Origin of the sequence: Rhodococcus sp. 4CII (assembly GCF_014256275.1) — a bacterium.
GTDB lineage: Bacteria > Actinomycetota > Actinomycetes > Mycobacteriales > Mycobacteriaceae > Rhodococcus_F > Rhodococcus_F wratislaviensis_A.
Genome location: NZ_JACCFE010000002.1, coordinates 1,722,959 through 1,743,153 on the forward strand (window position 1 = coordinate 1,722,959; position 20,195 = coordinate 1,743,153).

Consider the following 20,195-nt stretch of genomic DNA (forward strand, 5'->3'; position numbering starts at 1 on the left):
TGCACTCTAACGGCAGTGCGCCGACGGGGCCGCCTCGGCGAGGTCGGGACGGGTTAACCTGGAGGTGGAGGCACTCGATGAACCATCAGCGCATCGTGCGGACCGTCTGCTTCATCACGGTCGGCTATGTCATCGTCCTCGCCGTCTGGCTGGGATGGTTGATCGAGCACACCCCGCCGGCCACCATCCCGTACCAGATCATGGGATTGGTCGCCGCCTTCGGTTCGGCGCTGGGGTTCGGCATGATGGCCGCCGAGCGGCCGTCCCGAGCCGATCGCAAACTCGAACGGCACGGACTCGAGGGCTGGGCCCGCATCGAGCACGTCACCCCGATCCGCCCCACTCCGGGCAACGGGGAGCTCACCGAGCTGGATCTCCGGCTGACGGTTCCCGGTTCGGAGAGCTACATCGGGCGCGTGGTCTACGAGGTGCGGCGCGAAAACGCCACGCGCTTCGTGCCCGGCGAAACCATCACCATCCTCGTGGACCCGAAGGACCGGGACCACATCATGCTCTGCCCGTGACCCGGCGGCGCCCGAGGGCGAGCATCCCCTCGACGAGCAACAGCTGAGCCGCCGCATAGGTGGCGAGAACCACCCCTTCGGCCGCCGCCCGGCCCCGCTCGCCGCGAATGAACAAGCGCCGCACCACGATCAGGCCGTCCGAGGCGGTGAACAGCAGGCCGCCCGCGCCGAGCCAGCTGCGCCGGTCCGGTCCCGGCACCGCCATGTTCGCGACGACGTGCGCGCCGGGCGCGAGGGACGGGTCGGCCGACAGCGTCGACGTGGCACCGAGCAGCGCCCCGTACGCGGACAGCGGTGTGGCGACGTCCGTCGCCCGGCTGCGGAGCAGGCCCGCGGCACCTGCCCAACCCGCGAGCCGGGAAAACAACGCGGGCGCGGTGGGCCGGGCGCCTCGACGCAGCAACAGCGCGGAATAGCCGGCCTGCATGACGGCGAACGCGGACGCGCCGCGCACGAGGCGGGCGTCGTCGTCCGGGTCGATCATGAAGACGTCACCCACGGTCGCGGCCGCCAGAGCGCCGAGCAGCAGCGCGGCGTCGGCGGGGTGCGTGTCCGACCGACCCCGCACCACCCGCGCGGCGAGCGCGGGTGCCATCACGGGCTTCGCGATCCGCTGCACCCGTTCGCGCCCGGTGACCGCTCCGACGACGGTTGCCAGTGTCGCCCCGGCGAACACCACGTGCTCGACACCCCAGTTGTACTTCGACATCACGTCTTCCTCCCACACTTGCCGTTCGTGCCGAGGTTACCGGCACGAACAGTGGTTGACTGGAGAGTGAACGCGACGGAGAATCCGCGATTGTGAGGCACAGGTGATGGCAAAACAGGCGCGCGCGGCAGCCACCCGCCATCAGGTGCTCGAGGGCGCGGCACTGAGCTTCGAGAAGCTGGGATACGGCGGTGCGAGCCTGAGCGGGATCCTCTCCTATGCCGATGTCACCAAGGGCGCCTTGTACTTTCACTTCGAGTCCAAGGAAGCTCTGGCCTGGGCGGTGATCAAGGAGCAGCACGCCATGGCGATGCTGGCGGCGCAGCGGGTGCTCGCGACGGCGCAGTCACCGATGGAAGCGATCCTGTTGTGCGCCAAGGAGATGGCGCGCCAGTTGCTGACCGAACCCATCGTGCGCGCCGGGGTGCGACTCACCCTGGAACTCGGCACGTCCCGCGGCCCGGCCACCGACCCGTACATCGACTGGACCGATACCCTCGTCGCCCTGGCGGGCAAGGCCAGAGAGGCGGGCGAACTGCGCGAGTCCGTCGATCCAGCGGCACTCGCCCGGTTCCTCGTCAGTTCGTTCACGGGAATGCAATTGGTGTCCGAGGCGCTGAGCGGGCGCGCCGATCTGTACGAGCGCCTGGCCGACATGTGGGCACTGCTGCTGCCCTCGATCGCGTCGGCCGATATGCTGCCCCGCCTGCTCGAACTCGCCGCATTCCGCGACGACGTCGCCTCCTGACCCGCGCTCAGACTCCGGGCGGGGTCGGATCCGGGGATTGGGGCGCGGCCTGCGGGAGGTCGAGCGGTTGCGACTGTGTCGGCGTCGTCTGGACGACGGCAATGCGCGGAACCTCCGGCGGTGCGTTCACGGAGCAGACCGTTCCGAAGATGCCGAGGCCTCCGAACAACGCCAGCAGTCCGTAGGCCAGGTACGTCGACGTCCGTTCGACCGCCGATTTGGATTCACCTTCCGGCACCGTGGTGGCGCGGCGCACATAGACGGTCCGGGTTTCGCGGGGCATTCGAGTGAGTTCAACCATGTGGGCTCTTCTTCGCCTGATTCGTCGTTGCGGATGTTGTCGGCCGACGGTTCGAGTGTGTCGTGGCGGCGCCCGGGTGTCCGTACCCCCAAGGGATGGAAACCGCGCCACCCAGGGGTTCGGCGGCCCGCGTGAAACCGCGGGTCGAGCGGGGATTACACTCCGGACCATACGACGATGTACGCAATGCGATATTTCTGTCCGCTTTGCGTACATCGTGAGAATTGCCGGAGCAGGAAGGCCTCGCATGACGACCACCGAGGATCCGACTCGCAGCGAAGACGTGCACACCCGTACCGCTCGCTTCGAACGACCGCCGTGGCCGCCGGCCGGCCCGCGCCGCCTGATCGGCGACCTCGGCGGCACCTCCGTCGCCAATGGGCTGATCGGGTTGATCTTCTCCGCGACGGGACCCGTCGCCGTGATCCTGGCCGCCGGTTCCGCGGGCGGACTGTCACCCGCACAGATGGCGTCGTGGATCTTCGGCGTCTTCTTCCTCAACGGCATCCTCACCGCACTCGCCAGCTGGCTGTACCGTCAGCCGCTCGCGTTCTTCTGGACGATTCCCGGCACGATCATCGTCGGCGGTTCCCTCACCCACTTGTCGTGGCCGGAGGTGCTCGGCGCGTTCGTCGTCAGCGGACTTCTCATCGTCGCCCTCGGCCTGACCGGGCGGGTGCGGCAGGTGATTGCGATGCTCCCGATGCCGATCGTCATGGCGATGGTGGCCGGAGTCTTCCTGAAGTTCGGCACCGACCTGGTCCGCGCCGTGGGAACCGATGCGGCCGTGGCCGTTCCGATGGTTGTCGCGTTCGTCGTCCTCGGGTCCCGGGCCGCGTTCGGGCGGTGGATGCCGCCGATCCTCGGGGCCCTGCTCGCCGGCGCGGCGGCGATCGCGGTGACCGGCCGATTTCACCTGGACGGTTCGAGTGCGCACTGGCTCGCGGCACCGATGATCCAGGCCCCGCAATTCACTTGGCAGGCGCTCGCCGAACTGGTGATCCCCCTGACGATCACGGTCATCGTCGTGCAGAACGGCCAGGGTACGGCCGTGCTGAAGTCGGCCGGTCACGCTGCACCGATGAACGTCGCCACCGTCGCATGCGGGGTCTGGTCTCTCGCCGCCTCCGCCGTCGGAGCCGTCTCGACGTGCCTGACGGGGCCGACCAACGCCCTGCTGGCCGCGTCGGGGCAGCGCACCAGGCATTACGCGGCGGGTGTCGTCTGCGGGCTGCTCGCCATGGTCGTCGGCTTGTTCGCACCGCTGTTCGTGCAGCTGATGCTGGCCACCCCGGTCGCGTTCGTCGCGACGCTCGGCGGTGTGGCGATGCTCAGGGCACTACAGGGTTCGTTCGTCGCCGCGTTCAGTTCCCGCTACACGCTCGGCGCACTCGTCACCTTCCTCGTGACCATCTCCAACGTGCAGTTCCTGAACATCGGGGCCGCATTCTGGGGGCTTCTCGCCGGACTGCTCGTGTCCCGGGTGATGGAATCGGGCGACTTCCGGAGAGAGTGAGCCGTCACCGTTTCCGTCGCCACCACCTACCGGCCCGGGGCGGATCCGAATCCGAATCCGGGGCCGGGCGCTCCGCTACCGACCGCGTACGTACCGACTCACGCTGCTGCCGCCAGGTCGCGACGACGTCGTCCGCGTCGACCGGGCTCACCGGGATCCGGGGACCGGAGGGCGCCCGCACCCAGTCGATGATCTGCAGGTTGAGCTGGGCGACCACGTCCCGCACCGACTGCTCGGACGGCAGCCCCCGGATCGTCTCGGGCAATCGTTCGATCTCCTTGCGCAGCTGCAGCGGGGTGGGGAGCAGCGCGTCGGTGGGCAGATTCTCGCGACGGAGGTAGTTCTTCACCCACCACAGTTCGTCGTCGACGTCGCCGGCGGGAATCGGTTTGCCCGCGCCGGGCAGGTCGTCGAAGTCGCCGCGCTCCTGAGCCAGCCGGATCTGCTTGTCGATCCAGCTCTCGAAGCTCACCCCGGGAGGTTTGCGCTCGGTCACGGACACCATTCTTCCAGGGCGCGCGTCGGGTGCGGCCCCCTTGCCATCGCGTTACGTTCCTTTTAATGTGACACAACGTCTCAGTTACATTCGCCGAGTCGCCGGTTCCGCCGCCAACCCAGGGAAGAAGTCATGGTCGAGATCCATCACTGCGCCGTCGCCGGCGCACCGGTCGCAGCCGCCTTCGACTACGTCGACGACTACCACCACGTTCCGTCCTGGCTGTTCGGGATCACCCGGTTCGATCCGATCGGTGACCTCGACCGCGGGCTCGGAGCCGTGTACGACGCTGCCATGAAGATCGGGCCCAAGACCCTCGGTTCGGTCGTGAAGGTCACCGGGTGGGAACGGAATGCGCTGATCGAGCTCGAATCGGTCGACGGCCTGCACACGCAGTCGCGGTGGCAGTTCGAGGCTGTCGGCGCGTCCGAGACCCGCCTGACGGTCGATTTCCGGTACGACCTCCCCGGCGGCCTCGCAGGCAAGGCGCTCGGCAGGATCATCGAGCCGTTCGTCGCGCAGGCGATCCGCCACACCGAGGCCACACTGCGGCGTCAGGTTGAGGAAGGCGCGGGCCGGTCGGCCTGACCCGCGGCCCGGCTGTCCGTTGCTCGAGGCTCTTGCTCGTTGTGACGACCGGAACAACAGGCGCCTCTATACATAGTTAGTTAGCCTATGTAATATATTTCCCATGGACGACGACACCCGGCTGCAGAGCCTGCTCGTCGACCTGGTCACGAATTCTCACCGATTCACCAGGCTCGCGAGCTCCTTCGGATCCGAGGACCACCCCCGGCCGTGGACACGGGCCCTCGCCCTGCTCGACGACCACGGCGAACTTCGCATCAGCGAATTCGCCCGCATCGACCGATGCTCGCAGCCGTCCGCCACCGCCCTGCTCCAGAAGCTGGCCGACCGCGGCTACGTAGCCCGCAGGCCCGACCCCGACGACGCCCGGGCAGTCCGGGTGTCCATCACCGACTCGGGACGCAACTGGCTGACCGTGGCCCGCCACGAGATCGCGGGCGCACTCGCCCCGCACTTCGCGGACCTCGAAGCCGAGCAACTCGAACGACTGACGCAGGGCCTGTCGGAACTGCGGTCGATCGTCCGGTCGTCGGACCCCACCTGAAAACCCACACCACACCACCGCACGACGTAACCCGAAGGAGGTGGCCGTGAGCACCACGACCGTCACGAACAGCACATCCAGCGAGGCACCGCCAAGCCTCCTCCACCAGCCGAAATCGGTGTGGGCAGTCGCGTTCGCCAGCGTCATCGCCTTCATGGGCATCGGCCTCGTCGACCCCATCCTCAAGCCCATCGGCGAACAACTGGACGCCACGCCGTCGCAGGTGTCGCTGCTGTTCACCAGCTACATGCTGGTCACCGGTGTCGCGATGCTCATCACCGGAGTGGTGTCGAGCCGGATCGGCGCCAAGAAGACCCTTCTCACCGGTCTCGCCGTCATCGTCGTGTTCGCGGCACTGGCCGGCAGCTCCGGCACCATCGGCCAGATCGTCGGCTTCCGCGCCGGATGGGGACTGGGTAATGCCCTCTTCATCGCCACCGCGCTCGCGGCCATCGTCGGTGCCGCCAGCGGCGGCGTCGCGCGGGCCATCATCCTGTACGAGGCCGCACTGGGAATCGGCATCGCCGTCGGCCCGCTGGTCGGCGGGGTCCTCGGCAACATCAGCTGGCGCGCACCGTTCTTCGGCGTCGCCGCCCTGATGGCCGTCGCGTTCATCCTCATCGTCGTAATGCTGCCGTCCGCGCCCAAGCCGGAGCACCGCACGTCGATCGCCGCACCGTTCCTCGCCCTGCGTCACCGCGGCCTGCTCACCGTCGCGATCACCGCACTGCTCTACAACTACGGCTTCTTCACACTGCTCGCGTACACGCCGTTCCCGCTGGACATGGGCACGTACTCGATCGGATTCATCTTCTTCGGATGGGGTCTCGCGCTGGCCCTCGCATCGGTGTTCCTCGCCCCGCGACTGCAGCGACGCTTCGGCACGCTGCCGATGATGATGGTGGCCCTGGCATTGTTCGCCCTCGACCTCGCCATGATGGCCGCCTTCACCGACAACAAGACCGTGCTGATCGTCGGGGTCGTTCTCGCCGGACTCTTCCTCGGTGTCAACAACACCCTCATCACGGAAACCGTGATGATCTCCGCTCCCGTCGAGCGGTCGACTGCGTCCGCGGCCTACAGCTTCGTCCGCTTCGTCGGCGGCGCCGCCGCACCGTGGGTCGCGGGCAAGCTCGGTGAGAGCAACATCCATCTGCCGTTCTGGGTCGGCGCCGCCTGCACGGCCGCCGCGATCGTCGTGCTGGCAACGGGACGCACGGTCCTCGCACACGTCGACGACCACGATCCCGAACCGCACAGCGTCGAGGAAGCGCTGGCCGTTACGGCCGGCGACGCCGACTGACAACCCCAGGTGAGTGGCGAAGTGTGCCCCGGCACGCTTCGCCACTCAACTGTGCGGTCAGAGGTTCAGGTCGGGAAGACCGAGAAGCGAACGGTACTCGAGACCCTCGGCCGCGATCACCTCGTCGGCCCCGGTCGCCCGGTCCACGACAGTCGCGACACCCACGACGATCGCCCCGACGTCGCGCAGCGCCTTCACCGCGGTGAGCGGGGAATTGCCCGTGGTGGTCGTGTCCTCGACCACCAGCACGCGCTTGCCGACGACGTCCGGGCCCTCGATCTGCCGCTGCATACCGTGCGCCTTGGCCGCCTTGCGCACCACGAACGAATCGATCGGCCTGCCCGGTGCGTGCATCACGGCCATCGCAACCGGGTCGGCACCCATCGTCAGCCCGCCGACGGCATCGAAGTCCCAGTCCGCCACCAGTTCACGCAGCAGCTTCCCGATCAGCGGGCCCGCCTCGTGATGCAGTGTGGCGCGGCGCAGATCCACGTAGTAGTCGGCTTCCTTGCCCGAAGACAACGTCACTTTGCCGTGCACAACAGCCAGCTCACGCACCAACGCGGCCAGATCCTCGCGATCACTCATGCCCGAAACCCTACCCAGTCCTACGTGCGGGCACGCCCCCGGCCGAACACGTTGGTCAACCTCCGGACCAGACTCTTCGGGACGAGCCGACCGACGGTCGTGAGCACCTTGTACTGGAGTCCGGGAATGCTGACGACCTTGCCGTTCTCCAGATCCGCCAGCGAGGCCGCGACCACCTGGTCGACACTCAGCCACATCGGCTTCGGAATCGAGCTCATCTCGATTCCCGCGCGCTCGTGGAACTCGGTGCGGATGAATCCCGGGCACAGTGCCTGGATCCGCACCCCCGTGCCGCCCAGCCCGTTCGCCAATCCCTCGGAGAACGAGATGACGTACGCCTTGCTCGCCGAATAGGTGGATCCCCGCCCGGACAGCAGGCCGGCGACACTGGCCACGTTGAGCACGGTGCCGTTGGCGGCCGCGATCATGGCGGGCAGCGCCGCGCGGGTCAACTGCATGACGGCAGTGACGTTGACGTCCAACTGCGACTGCAACAGTTCCGGCGTCGCGGTCCAGAATTCACCCGAGGTCCCGAATCCTGCGTTGTTGACGAGCACCTCGACGCCCTTGCCGAGACGCTGCGCCACTTCCTCGCGTCCGGCCGCGGTCGCCAGATCGGCCTGCAGGATCTCGGATTCGGTGTCGAACAACGCCTTCATCTCGTCGGCGAGGTCGCGGAGCCGGGTCTCGTCGCGGGCGACGAGGACGAGGTCGTAACCGAGAGAAGCGAACTTTTTCGCGAAACCGGCACCCAGCCCCGAAGTCGGGCCGGTGACGAGGGCAACGGGTCGGGCGGAACTGGAGGGCGTCGACATACCGGTGACGGTAGCAAGGCGCTGCGCGCTCGTGCGCGGTTGGCGAGTCTCCGGACTCGTCAGTCGCTCACGGGCGCGGAGCGCCCGGTCGCGGTCGGCTCGGGTCGTGATGCCCGCGGTCGAGTCCGCCCGGCTCCGTGACCGGAGGCAGGACGTGCAGGATGCCGGACAGCCGGGCGACGGCCTCGATGGCCGAATCCCACTCCCGGCCGCTGCTGCCGATGGGCAGCGAACCGAGAGTCCATTCGCGTTCGCTCCACAGCATGTTCACGTGCGGCGGCACCGACTCGGTGAACGCCACCATGCGCTGATCGCAGACCCTGCGGGCGATCTCGAGGTCGGTGGCGAACACCACGCGCGGACCGATGGCACCGAGGAGTTCGAGGTCCGAATCCTTCGGCGGCGGGGTCGACTTGAGACGCAGGTCGATGTCGACGTCCGAACCCACCCGGCGGCGCACCGCGACGATGGTCGCGGTCTCCTCGAGGTCGAACAGGATGAACTCCTCGCCCCGGCGTTCGCCCTTCACGACGTCGATGGCACTGAGGTACTCCTGCTTGGCCAGTGCGGCGCGGTGGAACTGGGCCGGCAGCCGGTCTTCGACGTTGTCGTACGTGTAGCCCTGGGCCTTGGCCCAGATCTGCCGCACCCGGCCCGTCTGATCACGACGCGACCGATCGAAATAGAGCAGCGCGCACGCGCCTGCGAGTGCGATCAACGCCAGCAAAAACCACATTCCGGTCATCGATGTTCAGCCTAGCGAGTCGAAGGCGTAACGAGGGTAAGCGGTACCCGGACACCCCGTGTCGGTTTTCGCCGGACTCATGATCGTCAGTTGCCACCGAGCTTGGGGAGCTCCGTGCTGATGATCGTCTCGGCCGTCATCGTGCCGTTCTCGACCTTCGTTCCCTGAACCATGACGGTGAAACCGGGCTTCAGGTCGGCGACCGTGGCGCCGTCGAGTGCGATCACATTCGTCTGCGCATTCGTCTGGACCCTCACCTGGGAACCGCCGATGACGTCGAGGGTGAGCGTGGAGCCGTCGTTGGCGCTGATCGTTCCGAACGCGGCGCCCGCCGCACCGATGGCCTCACCGATGCCGCCGGGTAGTTGGTCGAGCGGCGACTCCGACGTGGTCGGCGGCGGCGGTGTCGTCGTCTTCGGCGGCGCGGTGGTGGCGGGCGGACGGGACGTGGTGGGGCCCGCTGCCGTCGTGCTCGAGGAGTTGGTCGGCGCGGACGTGAAGAGGGCGACGCCGAAACCGATGACGGCGATCAGCAGCAGCGCAGCAGCCGCGGCGGCGATCCACGTGCCGATGCGGCGAGGCTTCTTCTCCACGCTGGTCTCGGCGGCCGGCTGATTCTGATAGCCGGGATACTCGGTGTTCGGATACTGCCCCGTCGCGTAGCCGCCCGGGTATTGCTGGGCGCCGTACGTCGGGTACGCCTGCGTGGCGTTCGGCGGCGGAGCCTGCTGGTCGTATCGCGGGTCGTAGGTCGGGTAAGCCTGTGTCGGGTGCGGCTGGTTCTGCCCGTACGCCGCGGTCGGGTCGGACGTGTAGAACTGCTGGGTGCGCTCGTCGGCCGGGCCCATGTGCTCGGTTCGCTGCTCGGGCGACCCGAGGTGCTCGGTCCGCTGGTCCTGCCTCGACCAGGCCCGGGTGGCGGGATCCGGCTGGGTGCCGTCGGGTGTCCACGACTCGGTACCGTCGGGTGTCCACGGCTCGGTGCCGTCGTACGCGCGTTCCTGTGGGGTGCGCGGGTCGTCGGGGTTCGTCATGATCGGCCCCTCCCTCGGGTTCGTGTGGCCGGTGTCCAGCGGTTATGGACGGTCCAGGGTAACGGCGAAACTTAAGACATCGCTGTGAAAACACAGGTGAGTGGCACGGTGCGCGGAGCACACCGTGCCACTCACGTTGGTGTCAGCCGAGAACGAGCGCGTCCCCGGTCTCCGACACCTTCACCGGAACGGTGTCGCCGTCCTGGACCTCACCGGCGAGCAGCAGCTTCGCGAGCTGGTCGCCGATGGCCTGCTGGATCAGCCGACGCAACGGCCGGGCCCCGTACATGGGGTCGTAGCCGCGCACGGCCAGCCAGAACCGGGCCGAATCGGACACGTCCAGCGTCAGTCGGCGCGCCTCCAGCCGCTTCGACAGTTGCGCGAGCTGGATGTCCACGATGGACTCGAGCTGCTCCTCCGACAGCGGTTCGAAGATCACGACGTCGTCGAGCCGGTTGATGAACTCCGGCTTGAACGCGTGCCGCACCGCGTCCATCACCTGCTCACGCGAACCACCCGCACCGAGGTTGGACGTGAGGATCAGGATCGTGTTGCGGAAGTCGACGGTGCGTCCCTGCCCGTCCGTCAGGCGACCCTCGTCGAGGACGGCGAGCAGGATGTCGAAGACGTCGGGGTGCGCCTTCTCCACCTCGTCGAACAGCACCACGGTGTACGGACGCCGCCGCACGGCTTCGGTGAGCTGACCGCCCGCCTCGTACCCGACGTATCCGGGCGGGGCGCCGACGAGCCGGGCCACCGAGTGCTTCTCGCTGTACTCGGACATGTCGATGCGGACCATGGCGCGTTCGTCGTCGAACAGGAAGTCCGCGAGGGACTTCGCGAGCTCCGTCTTACCCACGCCGGTGGGTCCGAGGAACAGGAACGAACCGGTGGGCCGGTTGGGGTCGGCGACTCCGGCGCGGGCGCGGCGGACCGCATCCGACACCGCGACGACGGCCTCTTCCTGACCGACGACCCGCTTGCCGAGCTCGGACTCCATCCGCAGCAGTTTGGCCGTCTCGCCTTCCATCATGCGGCCGGCGGGAATGCCGGTCCATGCCGCGACCACGTCGGCGACGTCGTCGGGACCCACTTCCTCCTTGAGCATGACGTCGCCGTCGGCTGCGGCTCCGGAATCGCGGGCCGCCTGCTCGAGTTCCTTCTCGAGCTGCGGGATGCGCCCGTAGCGCAGCTCTGCGGCACGCCCGAGGTCGCCGTCGCGTTCGGCGCGTTCCTCCTCGCCTCGCAGGGTTTCGAGCTGCTCCTTGACCCCGCGTACGGAGTCGATGGCCTGCTTCTCGTTCTGCCAGCGGGTGGTCAGCTGATTCAGCTTCTCCCGTTCGTCGGCCAGTTCCTGACGCAGTTTCTCGAGCCGGTCCTTCGACGCCGCGTCGGATTCCTTCTGCAGCGCCATCTCCTCGATCTCGAGGCGTCGGACGATGCGCTCGACGGAGTCGATCTCCTCGGGTCGCGAGTCGATTTCCATCCGCAGCCGGGACGCCGCCTCGTCGACGAGGTCGATCGCCTTGTCCGGCAGGAACCGGGACGTGATGTAGCGGTCGCTGAGCGTGGCGGCCGCGACGAGCGCGGAGTCGGTGATGCGCACACCGTGATGCACCTCGTACCGTTCCTTGAGCCCGCGCAGGATGCCGACCGTGTCCTCGACCGAGGGTTCGCCCACCATCACCTGCTGGAAGCGACGTTCGAGGGCGGCGTCCTTCTCGATGTACTTGCGGTACTCCTCGAGCGTGGTCGCGCCCACGAGCCTCAGCTCACCGCGGGCGAGCATCGGCTTGATCATGTTGCCGGCGTCCATCGCGGACTCACCGGTCGCACCCGCACCGACGATGGTGTGGAGTTCGTCGATGAACGTGATGACTTGACCGGCCGAGTTCTTGATGTCGTCGAGGACGGCCTTGAGCCTTTCCTCGAACTCGCCGCGGTATTTGGCGCCCGCGACCATCGAACCGAGGTCGAGGGAGATCACCGACTTGCCGCGCAGCGATTCCGGAACGTCGCCCGCGACGATGCGCTGAGCGAGCCCCTCGACGATCGCGGTCTTGCCGACGCCCGGCTCACCGATGAGCACCGGATTGTTCTTGGTCCGGCGGCTGAGAACCTGCACGACGCGGCGGATCTCGTTGTCCCTGCCGATCACGGGGTCCAGCTTGCCGTTGCGGGCCGCCGCCGTGAGATCGGTGGAGTACTTCTCGAGGGCCTGGTAGGTCCCCTCGGGATCCGGGCTGGTGACGCGCGCGCTGCCGCGGACGGTGGTGAACGCGTCACGCAGCGCCTCGGGGGTGGCGCCGTGCCGCCGCAGGAGCCCGGCCACGTCCGACTCACCCGTCGCCAACCCGACCATGAGGTGCTCGGTCGACACGTATTCGTCGTCGAGTTCGGTGGCGAGATGCTGCGCGGTCGTGAGCGCGGCGAGCGCCTCACGGCCGAGCTGTGGTGTCGTCGTGGCGCCCGTCGTCTTGGGCAGCCGGTCGACGAGATTCTGCGCTTCACGATGAACCTCGGCGGGGTCGACGCCGACCGCCTTGAGGAGCGGGGCGGCGATGCCGTCGGTCTGGTCGAGCAGGGCCGCGAGCAGATGTGCGGGCCTGATGTCGGGATTACCGGCCGACGACGCCGACTGGAGCGCAGCGGTCATCGCGGCCTGGGTCTTGGTGGTCGGATTGAACGAGTCCACTGGTCACCTCTTCTGGCGTTGTAGAGCGGTTCGCCGCCGGGGCCGTGCGACACACGGCGACGCTGTCATCTTCTTAACGCGCGAAGGGTTGAGTCTGTTCCGCTCAACTTTGAATACTTTCCGCCACCCCATCATCCCGCCCGACGGTGGTCCGCGGGGCGAGAAGTCAGGCGTCGATCGCGGCCGCCATCATCGGCCACGACGCGGAGAGGTCGTCGCGCCAGTACCCCCACGAGTGCGTGCCGACCGGCCGGAGGTCGACCGTCGCGGGAATGTCCAGGGCACGGAGTTTCTCCGCCAGCCGCATCGTGCAGTCGTTGGTGACGGCCTCGATCACACCGCCCACCACGACCTGCGTCGCGAGAGCGCGGCGGTCGCCGCCGACGGTCCGGGCGTCCAGGGTGTCGTACGGTCCCGGCAGCCCGCTGCCGTTGGAGATGTAGAGGGTGGTTCCCCGCAGCTTGTCGGCGTTGACGTACGGATCGTTCGCCGCCCACAGCGGATCGTCGGCCGCACCCCACATGTTCTCGGGGTTTCCGCCGAAGTCCGACACCGTGATCTCGACGAACCGGCGCGCCACCGGGTCGCTCGTCATCGCGCAGCCGCTGTACGCCCCGACGCTCTGATACAGCCCGGGCCTCGAGATCGCGAGGTTGAGCACGCTGGTGGCCGACATGGACAGCCCGGCGATGGCGTTCTTCCCGCTCGTCTCCAGCGCCGAGTCGACGATGGGCGGCAGTTCTCTCGTCAGGAACGTCTGCCACTTGTTCCGCCCCAGCTTCGGATCGTCGTGCTGCCAGTCGGCGTAGTAACTGGACTGCCCGCCGAACGGGATGACCACGTTGACGTTCTTGCCGGAGAAGAACTTCTCGACGTCCGCCTTCTGCTCCCAGCCGAACCGTTCGGAGTTGCCCTCGACGCCGCCCAGCATGTAGACGGTCGGGCGCTTCTGCGACGTGGCCCTGATGACGCGGACGGTGACGTCCTTGTCCATGGCGGTCGAGTGGACGGTGAGGTTCATCTGCGTGTCGCCGACCGCGGCGACCCCGACCAACCGCGAACCGTCGGGCGCCGCGTCGGCGGTGATCGATTCGATGGTCGCCAGGGGCTCGGCCGACGCGACCGTTCCGAGACCGGGCGACATCAGGGTGCCCACCGCCGTCACGACAGCGGCAACCCGGCGAACCGAAACAGCGCTGCGTATCCCCCCACGAAACCGACCTCGATCCCGCGCAACGCCAACTCTCATCGAGCCCCCCTCGGTAACACGCTCCGATTCTCGATGCACATCGTGCCCTGCCGGTGGTCACCGCTCGATAGCGACCCACCGAAATGCGCGAGTCGAACCCCGCACCGGCCGTTGCCGTAACCCGAAGTCCCCGTGAGAGACGGCTAGAATGCGGGAGTTCGCATCACCACGCACGCCAACAGGGGACGGCTTGACACGAGATTGCCTCGATCCGCTCGTGATTTCGCGTCTGCGCGCCAGCTTTTCGTCGATCGTGTCCACCGACCAGGGACACAGTCGGCTCACGACCACGTTCTATTCCACCCTGTTCGCCGAGCACCCCCACTTCCGAGCCCTCTTCCCGGCCGCCCTGGATCAGCAGGGTCACCGTCTGTTCCAGGCACTGCAGTTCGTGATCGACAACCTCGAAGACGCGGATCGCGTCCTCGGTTTCCTCAGCCAGCTCGGCCGTGACCACCGGAAGTACGGCGTCGAGGGCAGGCACTACTTCGCGTCCGGCAACGCGCTGCTCGTCGCGGTGCGGAGTTCCTTCACACAGGCCATCTGGACACCGTCGCTGACCGCGGCCTGGACGGAGCTGCTCGACCTTCTCCTGCACACGATGGCCGACGCGGCCGACAACGACGACCTGCCCGCCGCGTGGGGCGCCACCGTGGTCGATCACGAACGCCGCCTCGACGACCTCGCCGTCGTCCGGCTCGAGACCGACTCCCCCATCCCCTACGGCGCGGGCCAGTACCTCAGCGCCTCGATCCCGCAGCGGCCCCGGATGTGGCGGTACCTGTCACCGGCCATCCCCGCCAACCCGTACGGACAACTCGAGTTCCATGTGCGACGCGTGTCGGGCGGGTGGGTCAGCCCCGCCATCGTGAACGAGACGCAGGTCGGCGACCGCTGGTTGCTCAGCTCGCCGCTCGGTGGGCTCGAGGTCGACCGGGACAGCGGGCAGGACGTCCTGATGATCGGTTCGGGGACGGGCATCGCCCCGCTGCGCGCGCAGGTGATGGAGATGGCGATGCGGTCGACCAACCCGCGGGTGCACATGTTCGTGGGCGGCAAGTACCCGTGCGACCTGTACGACATCGAGACCCTGTGGCATCTGTCGCTGAGCAATCCGTGGCTGACCGTCGTTCCCGTGTCCGAGGAGGACGAGGACCCGTGGTGGCACACGGCGCCCGCCCCCGAGGCGCCGCCGGGGTTGCATCAGCGGCTCCAGGGGCAACTCGGCCGGGTCGTTGCCCGGTTCGGGTCGTGGGCGGACCGGCAGATTCAGATCTCCGGTTCGCCGGCGATGATCAAGACCACCGTGTACGCCCTGCAGGGCGGCGGCACGCCGCTCGAACTGATCCGGCACGATCCCCTGATCTAGCAGACAGCCAGCCGCCGCCCATCCGCAATCCGGTTCGACAGTCGGGAGAGCATCGCCCCATGCACGCCACGCAGACCACCTGGACCAGCACTGTCGTCGAACATCATCGACTGCGGCACGACCTCGCCGTGATCCGCCTGGTCGGAGACTACGTTCCGTTCGCGCCGGGACAGTACGTGGACGTGAGCGTGCCCCAGAACCCGCGGCTGCTGCGCAGGCTCTCCCCTGCCCTTCCACCGTCACGCGACGGAAAGCTCGAATTCCATGTGCGCACCGTCCCGGGCGGCTGGGTCAGCGGCGACATCGTCACGGAAACCTCGCCCGGCGATCAGTGGCAGATCCTCGAACCCCGCGGCACGATGACCGTCGACGAGGACGGACCGGACGTCATCATGATCGCCGGCGGCACCGGCCTGGCCCCGTTCCGGTCGATCCTCCTGGACTTGTCGCGCAGGCCGAATCCGCCGCGGGTGTTCCTGTTCACGGGAGATCGGACGCCGCGCGACCTCTACGCGTCCGACATGCTCTACCTGCTGCTGCAGAATCTGCCGTGGCTTACCGTCATTCCCGTCGTGGAGAACGTCGTGGATCCGGACTGGACCGACGAATGGTACGAGCGCACCAGAGTGGACGTGGGGTTCACCGAGGACGATCTCATCGAGGGCTCGCTGCCCGACGTCGTGACGTCATACGGTGCGTTCACCGAGCACCAGGTGCTGGTGTGCGGTTCGGCGGCGATGGTCCGCGCCACCCTCGACCGCCTCCGCGACACGGGTACGCCCACGGAGAACATTCAATTCGACCCGTACTGAGCCGGGCCAGGTCAGTAGGTGGGGTCGTGCCGGATGTTCTCCGGCGGAGTTCCCGCCGCCTGCAACCGGAACTTGGTGGTGTTGATCATCGCCTCGGAGCCGACGAGTTGGATGTCGCGCTCGGCCCACGTTCCGAAGTCGGCGACGACCTGCCCGACCTTGCCGGTCAGCCTGCGGTGCATGCCGGGCAGCGTGGAGCTGACCGGCCCGGTGTACCACCACGGGTCCTCGTCCTCCTCGGTGACGGGGACGACGGTCAGCCACGGATTCTGCTCCGCGAGCGCCCACAGGGTGCCCAGGTCGTAGAGGTCGCAGGGGTATCGACCGGTGAAGAACAGATGGACCCTGCGGTCCTGGCCGCGTTGCGACATCTGGAGGATCTGCGCCCGCAGCGGGGCGATGCCCGTCCCCGACCCGATCATGAGCATGTCGCGACCGTTGTCGTAGCGGACCCCGAGGTCGCCGAGGGGGGATCCGATCACCCACCGCTCACCCACGAGCGTCTGGGTGACGATGGCGGGACTGACCCAGCCACCCGAGACGCGGCGGACGTGGAATTCGATGATGCCCTGGTCGTTGGCCGGGTTGGCCGGTGACAGGTACCGCCACATGCGGGGACGGGACGGAACCTGCACGCTCACGAACTGGCCGGCGGTGTACGCCATCGGTTCGTCGAGTTGGAGGCGGATGATCGAGATGTCCTTACGGACCTGGAGGTGCTCGATCACGGTCGCACCCCACGCCGGCGGGCCGCTCTCTGCGTTGGCCGCATCCATCATGGTGGCGGCGACGACGGCGAGGACGTCGCGCCACGCCTGCTCGAGTTCGTCGGTCCACGGTTCGGTGGACGGGAACTGCTCGACCGCGGCGATCAGGGAGTTGCCGACGGCGACGTAGTGCGCGTCGCCGATTCCGTACTTGCGGTGGTCCCGGCCGAGCTGGGCGAGGTATTCGAGGATCTGCCCGGACTCCTCCTCGAGTCGCTCGATCACGTACTGGACGGCGGAGATCAGCCGGTCGCGTTGCTCGTCCATGGCCGCGGGGAAGAAGTCGCGGGCCTCGGGATACCGCGCGAACAACAGGGCATAGAAGGACCGCGAGAGTGTCTGCGGCCCGTCCGGCACGGCCGCGATAGCCTTGAAACTCGACCGGACCAGCGATATTGCCTGTGAATCCACCGCGCATCCTCGTCACCGACTGAACGCGGACCCGCCGCGAAGTACTTGGGCAGACTATAGGCGGGGACGCCACGCCGCAGACCAGGTCCCTTGTTTTCCGCTCCGCTCGTGCTATCCGACCGCTCGGTCTGCACTCGACCAATAGCGTGACCGCAGCGCCTTCTTGTCCAATTTTCCGAGCGGGGTCAGCGGCAGCGTGTCGACGAAGTCGATCGATTTGGGGGCGTGCACGGAGCCTTTCGCCGCGCGCACCCGTTCGACCAGATCCGCGGCGTCCACCGACTGCCCGGCGCGCAACACCACGCACGCCTTGACCGCCTCGCCCCACTTCTCGTCCGGAACGCCGACCACCGCCACCGACGCGACCGCCGGGTGCGCCGAGATGACGTCCTCGATCTCCCGCGGGAACACGTTGAAACCGCCCGTGACGATCATGTCCTTCTTGCGGTCGACGATCGTCATGAAACCGTCCTTGTCCTTGCGCGCGACGTCGCCCGTGTGCAGCCACCCACCCCGGAACGCCTCGGCGGTCTCGTCCGGCTTCTTCCAGTAGCCCTTCATGACCAGCGGGCCGCGGACGCAGATCTCACCGAGCTCACCCTGGGGGACCTCACGGAGGTCGTCGTCGAGCAGAGCGACGTTCAGCCACGGCACCGGACGCCCGCACGTCGCGAGCCGGCTGGGGTCGTCCGCTACGTGCTCCTCCTTCCGCAGCACCGCGATGGTCATTCCGCATTCGGTCTGGCCGTAGAACTGGAAGAAGATCTGGCCGAACTTCTCGATGCCCTCCCGCAGCCGGGCCGGCGACATCGCCGATGCCCCGTAGAACAGTGTCTGCAGACTCGACACGTCCCGCTTCGGCAGGTCGGGATGGTCCATCAGCAGGTAGATCATCGTGGGGACGAGCATGGTGGCCGAGATCTTGTGCTTCTCGATCGCCTCGAGGACGGCGCCGGGCTCGAACGCGGGCAGCACGATCAGCGCGCCGCCCCGCAGCAACGTCGGAATGAAGAATGCGGCGCCGGCATGCGAGAGCGGCGTGCAGATGAGGAAACGCGGCTGGTCCGGCCACTGCCACTCGGCCATCTGGATCTGATTGAGCGTTGCACCGGACTGATAGGAGCCGACGACGCCCTTCGGCTTGCCGGTGGTGCCGCCGGTGTAGACCATGCTGCTGTCGTCGTCGGCGGCCACGTCCGCCGCTCGCAGTCGTTGCGGGGTGAACGTCTCGGCGAGCGCGAGGATGTCGGTACCCACCTCGGACGGTCCCAACGACAACACGTTCTCGATGGACGGGGACTGCGCCACCAGCGCGGCGGCGCGCTCCTCGAAGGCGGCGGGATCGAAGATCAACGTCTGGATCTCGGCGTCGCCGACGATGTACAAGTGGTCGTCGAACGAGCCCATCGGGTTCAGCGCGCTGGCGCGGCACCCGGAGATCATGGTGGCGCCCATACTGATGAGCACCTCGGGCCTGTTCTTCGACAGCATGGCGGTGCTCGTACCCTTCCCGATCCCGAGCGAAGCCAGTGCCTGTGCAAAACAACTGATCTGATCGCGCATCTCACCGCCGGTGAGGACGATGTCGCCGAGGTAGAGCGCCGGCTTGTCGGTGTTGCGTTCCAGTGCAGTGATGAGGAGGTCTGCAGCGAAGGCGGGTCGATGCAGATCTGCGATCTCGTCGGTCATCTGTAATCCTTCTACTCCTGCGACGCCGGGGCGCGTGGTCCGGCGGCCTGGATTTCCTGTGTCCTGGGTCACCGACACCCTAACCGGAAACCGGAAAAACTGAAACCTGTTCCACTAACGGCCGGTGGCGATCGGCGCTCCCGGAGCGGGCACGTCCGATACCGTGTCAACCATGACTCCGCAGGACAAAGTGGCTGAACGGATCTCGACGGCGGCGCGCCGCGCACACGTCTTCCTCGCGACGGCGGAATCACTCACCGGCGGCCAGATCTCGTGTCTCCTCGGCGCCGCACCCGCATCCTCCGACTGGTACCGGGGCAGCGTCGTCGCCTATTCCAGCGACGTGAAGCACCGGGTTCTGCAGGTGCCGGACGGTCCCGTCGTCAGCGAGCCCAGCGCCCGCGCGATGGCGGGCGCGGTCGCGGAACTGCTCGGCGCCGACATCGCCGTCGCCGTGACCGGTGCGGGCGGCCCCGACCCACAGGACGGGCAACCACCGGGCACCGTCTGGTTCGGGCTCTTCTCCCACGGCCGGATCGACACCGAGATGCGCCGTTTCCCAGGTGAACCGCAGGACGTGGTGACCGCCACCACCGAGCACGCCCTGGCGCTGCTCGAGCAGGCGCTGGCCGCCGTCCCCGGTCGAGTACCTCCGCCGCCCGCGTGAATCCGCGCGCGTAAATTCCGGCGAGTCGGGTAACCGCTCGGAAGGGCACCGTCACACCCGAGGAGGATTTCCGTGCCGAAGACGACCGACAGCGGCAAGCCGAAGAAGAGCGAACTCCCGGAAACTCTGAAGAAGTCGTCCGAGAAGGCGCAGCGCACGTTCGCCAAGGTGTACGACTCCGCCATGGACCAGTACGACGACGAGGAGCGAGCGCATCGCGTCGCGTACGACGCCTTGAAGCACAGCTACGAGAAGGTCGGCGACCACTGGGAGGCCAAGAAGGAGAAGGGCCCGTCGGACGATCGCGCGAAGAGCGGCGGACCCGACGCCTCCGGGGAAACGGCCGAAGGCGTCGACGCCAACGCGAGCAAAGAACATCTGATGCACATCGCCCAGAGGCTCGACGTTCACGGCCGGTCGACCATGACCAAGGACGAACTCGTCGAGGCCATCGAGAAGACGAACCGGAGAGCTCGATGAAAGCCATGACGTGGCAGGTCGATTCGTTCGCCACCCACGAGCTGCCGCTGGACCGTGCCCCGCACGCGTACGAGATCTTCCAGAAGAGGGAAGACGGCGCGGTGAAGATCCTGTTGAAACCGTAATCCCTGGAGAGGAATTACTC

General features: G+C 67.6%; 22 protein-coding genes. 11 read left to right on the forward strand and 11 right to left on the reverse strand.

Annotated features, from left to right (window positions below; genetic code table 11):
• Positions 1-77 precede the first annotated feature (77 nt).
• Positions 78-524 carry a hypothetical protein gene (locus H0B43_RS08915; protein WP_185728248.1) on the forward strand — a complete coding sequence of 149 codons (447 nt, stop codon included), beginning with the start codon at positions 78-80 and terminating at the stop codon, positions 522-524.
• Here H0B43_RS08915 and H0B43_RS08920 read toward each other — a convergent pair.
• On the reverse strand, positions 508-1,233 hold the full coding sequence (locus H0B43_RS08920; protein ID WP_185728247.1) for a lysoplasmalogenase: 726 nt from the start codon (positions 1,231-1,233) through the stop codon (positions 508-510). The two genes, H0B43_RS08915 and H0B43_RS08920, sit on opposite strands and share 17 nt — an antisense overlap.
• A gap of 106 nt (positions 1,234-1,339) precedes the next feature.
• On the opposite strand from H0B43_RS08920, the gene H0B43_RS08925 reads away from it, so the two are divergent.
• Entirely contained in the window at positions 1,340-1,981 is a 642-nt protein-coding gene (locus tag H0B43_RS08925; RefSeq protein ID WP_185728246.1) for a ScbR family autoregulator-binding transcription factor, read from the forward strand.
• A gap of 7 nt (positions 1,982-1,988) precedes the next feature.
• Here H0B43_RS08925 and H0B43_RS08930 read toward each other — a convergent pair whose 3' ends face one another.
• Entirely contained in the window at positions 1,989-2,282 is a 294-nt protein-coding gene (locus H0B43_RS08930) for a hypothetical protein (protein WP_185728245.1), read from the reverse strand.
• Positions 2,283-2,529: 247 nt separating this feature from the next.
• Between H0B43_RS08930 and H0B43_RS08935 the strand changes: the two genes are divergently transcribed.
• The gene (locus tag H0B43_RS08935; protein WP_185728244.1) at positions 2,530-3,798 is read left to right on the forward strand and encodes a benzoate/H(+) symporter BenE family transporter; all 1,269 of its coding nucleotides are present in this window, start codon (positions 2,530-2,532) and stop codon (positions 3,796-3,798) included.
• 4 nt (positions 3,799-3,802) lie between these two features.
• On the opposite strand, the gene H0B43_RS08940 is transcribed toward H0B43_RS08935, so the two are convergent.
• Positions 3,803-4,303, reverse strand: coding sequence for a DUF1992 domain-containing protein (locus H0B43_RS08940; protein ID WP_185728243.1), 501 nt, complete (start codon positions 4,301-4,303; stop codon positions 3,803-3,805).
• Between the two features lie 123 nt (positions 4,304-4,426).
• Between H0B43_RS08940 and H0B43_RS08945 the strand changes: the two genes are divergently transcribed.
• From H0B43_RS08945 to H0B43_RS08955, 3 genes are all read left to right on the forward strand, one after another.
• Positions 4,427-4,882 carry an SRPBCC family protein gene (locus tag H0B43_RS08945; RefSeq protein WP_185728242.1) on the forward strand — a complete coding sequence of 152 codons (456 nt, stop codon included), beginning with the start codon at positions 4,427-4,429 and terminating at the stop codon, positions 4,880-4,882.
• A 103-nt stretch (positions 4,883-4,985) separates the two neighbouring features.
• Entirely contained in the window at positions 4,986-5,426 is a 441-nt protein-coding gene (locus tag H0B43_RS08950) for a MarR family winged helix-turn-helix transcriptional regulator (protein WP_185728241.1), read from the forward strand.
• 40 nt (positions 5,427-5,466) lie between these two features.
• Positions 5,467-6,729, forward strand: a complete 1,263-nt coding sequence (locus H0B43_RS08955) for an MFS transporter (protein WP_185728240.1) — start codon at positions 5,467-5,469, stop codon at positions 6,727-6,729.
• A 57-nt stretch (positions 6,730-6,786) separates the two neighbouring features.
• Here H0B43_RS08955 and pyrE read toward each other — a convergent pair whose 3' ends face one another.
• The 6 genes from pyrE to H0B43_RS08985 all read right to left on the reverse strand — a co-directional run bounded on the left by pyrE (position 6,787) and on the right by H0B43_RS08985 (position 13,855).
• On the reverse strand, positions 6,787-7,317 hold the full coding sequence (gene pyrE, locus H0B43_RS08960) for an orotate phosphoribosyltransferase (RefSeq protein ID WP_005238397.1): 531 nt from the start codon (positions 7,315-7,317) through the stop codon (positions 6,787-6,789).
• Positions 7,318-7,337: 20 nt separating this feature from the next.
• A complete protein-coding gene (locus H0B43_RS08965) occupies positions 7,338-8,132 on the reverse strand; it encodes an SDR family oxidoreductase (protein ID WP_185728239.1) in 795 nt (264 codons plus the stop codon).
• Between the two features lie 67 nt (positions 8,133-8,199).
• Positions 8,200-8,868 (reverse strand): hypothetical protein, encoded by a 669-nt coding sequence (locus H0B43_RS08970; protein WP_252190228.1) that lies wholly within the window; start codon positions 8,866-8,868, stop codon positions 8,200-8,202.
• Positions 8,869-8,963: 95 nt separating this feature from the next.
• Positions 8,964-9,911, reverse strand: a complete 948-nt coding sequence (locus H0B43_RS08975) for a DUF5666 domain-containing protein (RefSeq protein WP_185728237.1) — start codon at positions 9,909-9,911, stop codon at positions 8,964-8,966.
• 142 nt (positions 9,912-10,053) lie between these two features.
• Entirely contained in the window at positions 10,054-12,606 is a 2,553-nt protein-coding gene (gene clpB, locus H0B43_RS08980) for an ATP-dependent chaperone ClpB (protein ID WP_185728236.1), read from the reverse strand.
• Positions 12,607-12,772: 166 nt separating this feature from the next.
• Complete coding sequence (locus tag H0B43_RS08985; RefSeq protein WP_185728235.1) at positions 12,773-13,855, reverse strand: alpha/beta hydrolase family protein; 1,083 nt, start codon at positions 13,853-13,855, stop codon at positions 12,773-12,775.
• Positions 13,856-14,003: 148 nt separating this feature from the next.
• Between H0B43_RS08985 and H0B43_RS08990 the strand changes: the two genes are divergently transcribed.
• A complete protein-coding gene (locus H0B43_RS08990) occupies positions 14,004-15,224 on the forward strand; it encodes a globin domain-containing protein (protein WP_213015109.1) in 1,221 nt (406 codons plus the stop codon).
• Between the two features lie 59 nt (positions 15,225-15,283).
• On the forward strand, positions 15,284-16,036 hold the full coding sequence (locus H0B43_RS08995; RefSeq protein ID WP_185728233.1) for an FAD-binding oxidoreductase: 753 nt from the start codon (positions 15,284-15,286) through the stop codon (positions 16,034-16,036).
• A gap of 11 nt (positions 16,037-16,047) precedes the next feature.
• On the opposite strand, the gene H0B43_RS09000 is transcribed toward H0B43_RS08995, so the two are convergent.
• Together H0B43_RS09000 and H0B43_RS09005 are read right to left on the reverse strand one after the other, a co-directional pair.
• Positions 16,048-17,214 (reverse strand): FAD-binding oxidoreductase, encoded by a 1,167-nt coding sequence (locus H0B43_RS09000; protein ID WP_185728232.1) that lies wholly within the window; start codon positions 17,212-17,214, stop codon positions 16,048-16,050.
• Between the two features lie 111 nt (positions 17,215-17,325).
• Positions 17,326-18,903, reverse strand: a complete 1,578-nt coding sequence (locus H0B43_RS09005; protein WP_185728231.1) for an AMP-binding protein — start codon at positions 18,901-18,903, stop codon at positions 17,326-17,328.
• Positions 18,904-19,075: 172 nt separating this feature from the next.
• Between H0B43_RS09005 and H0B43_RS09010 the strand changes: the two genes are divergently transcribed.
• The 3 genes from H0B43_RS09010 to H0B43_RS42460 all read left to right on the forward strand — a co-directional run bounded on the left by H0B43_RS09010 (position 19,076) and on the right by H0B43_RS42460 (position 20,175).
• Positions 19,076-19,570, forward strand: coding sequence for a CinA family protein (locus tag H0B43_RS09010; protein ID WP_185728230.1), 495 nt, complete (start codon positions 19,076-19,078; stop codon positions 19,568-19,570).
• Positions 19,571-19,642: 72 nt separating this feature from the next.
• Positions 19,643-20,050: a ChaB family protein gene (locus H0B43_RS09015; RefSeq protein ID WP_185728229.1), complete on the forward strand. Its 408-nt coding sequence runs from the start codon at positions 19,643-19,645 to the stop codon at positions 20,048-20,050.
• On the forward strand, positions 20,047-20,175 hold the full coding sequence (locus H0B43_RS42460) for a hypothetical protein (RefSeq protein WP_282555515.1): 129 nt from the start codon (positions 20,047-20,049) through the stop codon (positions 20,173-20,175). Before H0B43_RS09015 ends, H0B43_RS42460 begins: the two co-directional genes overlap by 4 nt.
• The last annotated feature ends 20 nt before the right edge of the window (positions 20,176-20,195 follow it).

What these genes read in the sequence shown, in the direction of transcription:
- H0B43_RS42460 (WP_282555515.1), top strand. Translation starts at nt 20,047, where the DNA reads ATGAAAGCCATGACGTGGCAGGTCGATTCGTTCGCCACCCACGAGCTG.
- H0B43_RS08950 (WP_185728241.1), top strand. Translation starts at nt 4,986, where the DNA reads ATGGACGACGACACCCGGCTGCAGAGCCTGCTCGTCGACCTGGTCACG.
- H0B43_RS08990 (WP_213015109.1), top strand. Translation starts at nt 14,004, where the DNA reads ATGCGGGAGTTCGCATCACCACGCACGCCAACAGGGGACGGCTTGACA.
- H0B43_RS08975 (WP_185728237.1), bottom strand. Translation starts at nt 9,911, where the DNA reads ATGACGAACCCCGACGACCCGCGCACCCCACAGGAACGCGCGTACGAC.
- H0B43_RS08970 (WP_252190228.1), bottom strand. Translation starts at nt 8,868, where the DNA reads ATGTGGTTTTTGCTGGCGTTGATCGCACTCGCAGGCGCGTGCGCGCTG.
- H0B43_RS08940 (WP_185728243.1), bottom strand. Translation starts at nt 4,303, where the DNA reads ATGGTGTCCGTGACCGAGCGCAAACCTCCCGGGGTGAGCTTCGAGAGC.
- pyrE (WP_005238397.1), bottom strand. Translation starts at nt 7,317, where the DNA reads ATGAGTGATCGCGAGGATCTGGCCGCGTTGGTGCGTGAGCTGGCTGTT.
- H0B43_RS08935 (WP_185728244.1), top strand. Translation starts at nt 2,530, where the DNA reads ATGACGACCACCGAGGATCCGACTCGCAGCGAAGACGTGCACACCCGT.
- H0B43_RS08945 (WP_185728242.1), top strand. Translation starts at nt 4,427, where the DNA reads ATGGTCGAGATCCATCACTGCGCCGTCGCCGGCGCACCGGTCGCAGCC.
- H0B43_RS09010 (WP_185728230.1), top strand. Translation starts at nt 19,076, where the DNA reads ATGACTCCGCAGGACAAAGTGGCTGAACGGATCTCGACGGCGGCGCGC.
- H0B43_RS08985 (WP_185728235.1), bottom strand. Translation starts at nt 13,855, where the DNA reads ATGAGAGTTGGCGTTGCGCGGGATCGAGGTCGGTTTCGTGGGGGGATA.
- H0B43_RS08965 (WP_185728239.1), bottom strand. Translation starts at nt 8,132, where the DNA reads ATGTCGACGCCCTCCAGTTCCGCCCGACCCGTTGCCCTCGTCACCGGC.
- H0B43_RS08995 (WP_185728233.1), top strand. Translation starts at nt 15,284, where the DNA reads ATGCACGCCACGCAGACCACCTGGACCAGCACTGTCGTCGAACATCAT.
- H0B43_RS08920 (WP_185728247.1), bottom strand. Translation starts at nt 1,233, where the DNA reads ATGTCGAAGTACAACTGGGGTGTCGAGCACGTGGTGTTCGCCGGGGCG.
- H0B43_RS08930 (WP_185728245.1), bottom strand. Translation starts at nt 2,282, where the DNA reads ATGGTTGAACTCACTCGAATGCCCCGCGAAACCCGGACCGTCTATGTG.
- H0B43_RS09005 (WP_185728231.1), bottom strand. Translation starts at nt 18,903, where the DNA reads ATGACCGACGAGATCGCAGATCTGCATCGACCCGCCTTCGCTGCAGAC.
- H0B43_RS08925 (WP_185728246.1), top strand. Translation starts at nt 1,340, where the DNA reads ATGGCAAAACAGGCGCGCGCGGCAGCCACCCGCCATCAGGTGCTCGAG.
- H0B43_RS08915 (WP_185728248.1), top strand. Translation starts at nt 78, where the DNA reads ATGAACCATCAGCGCATCGTGCGGACCGTCTGCTTCATCACGGTCGGC.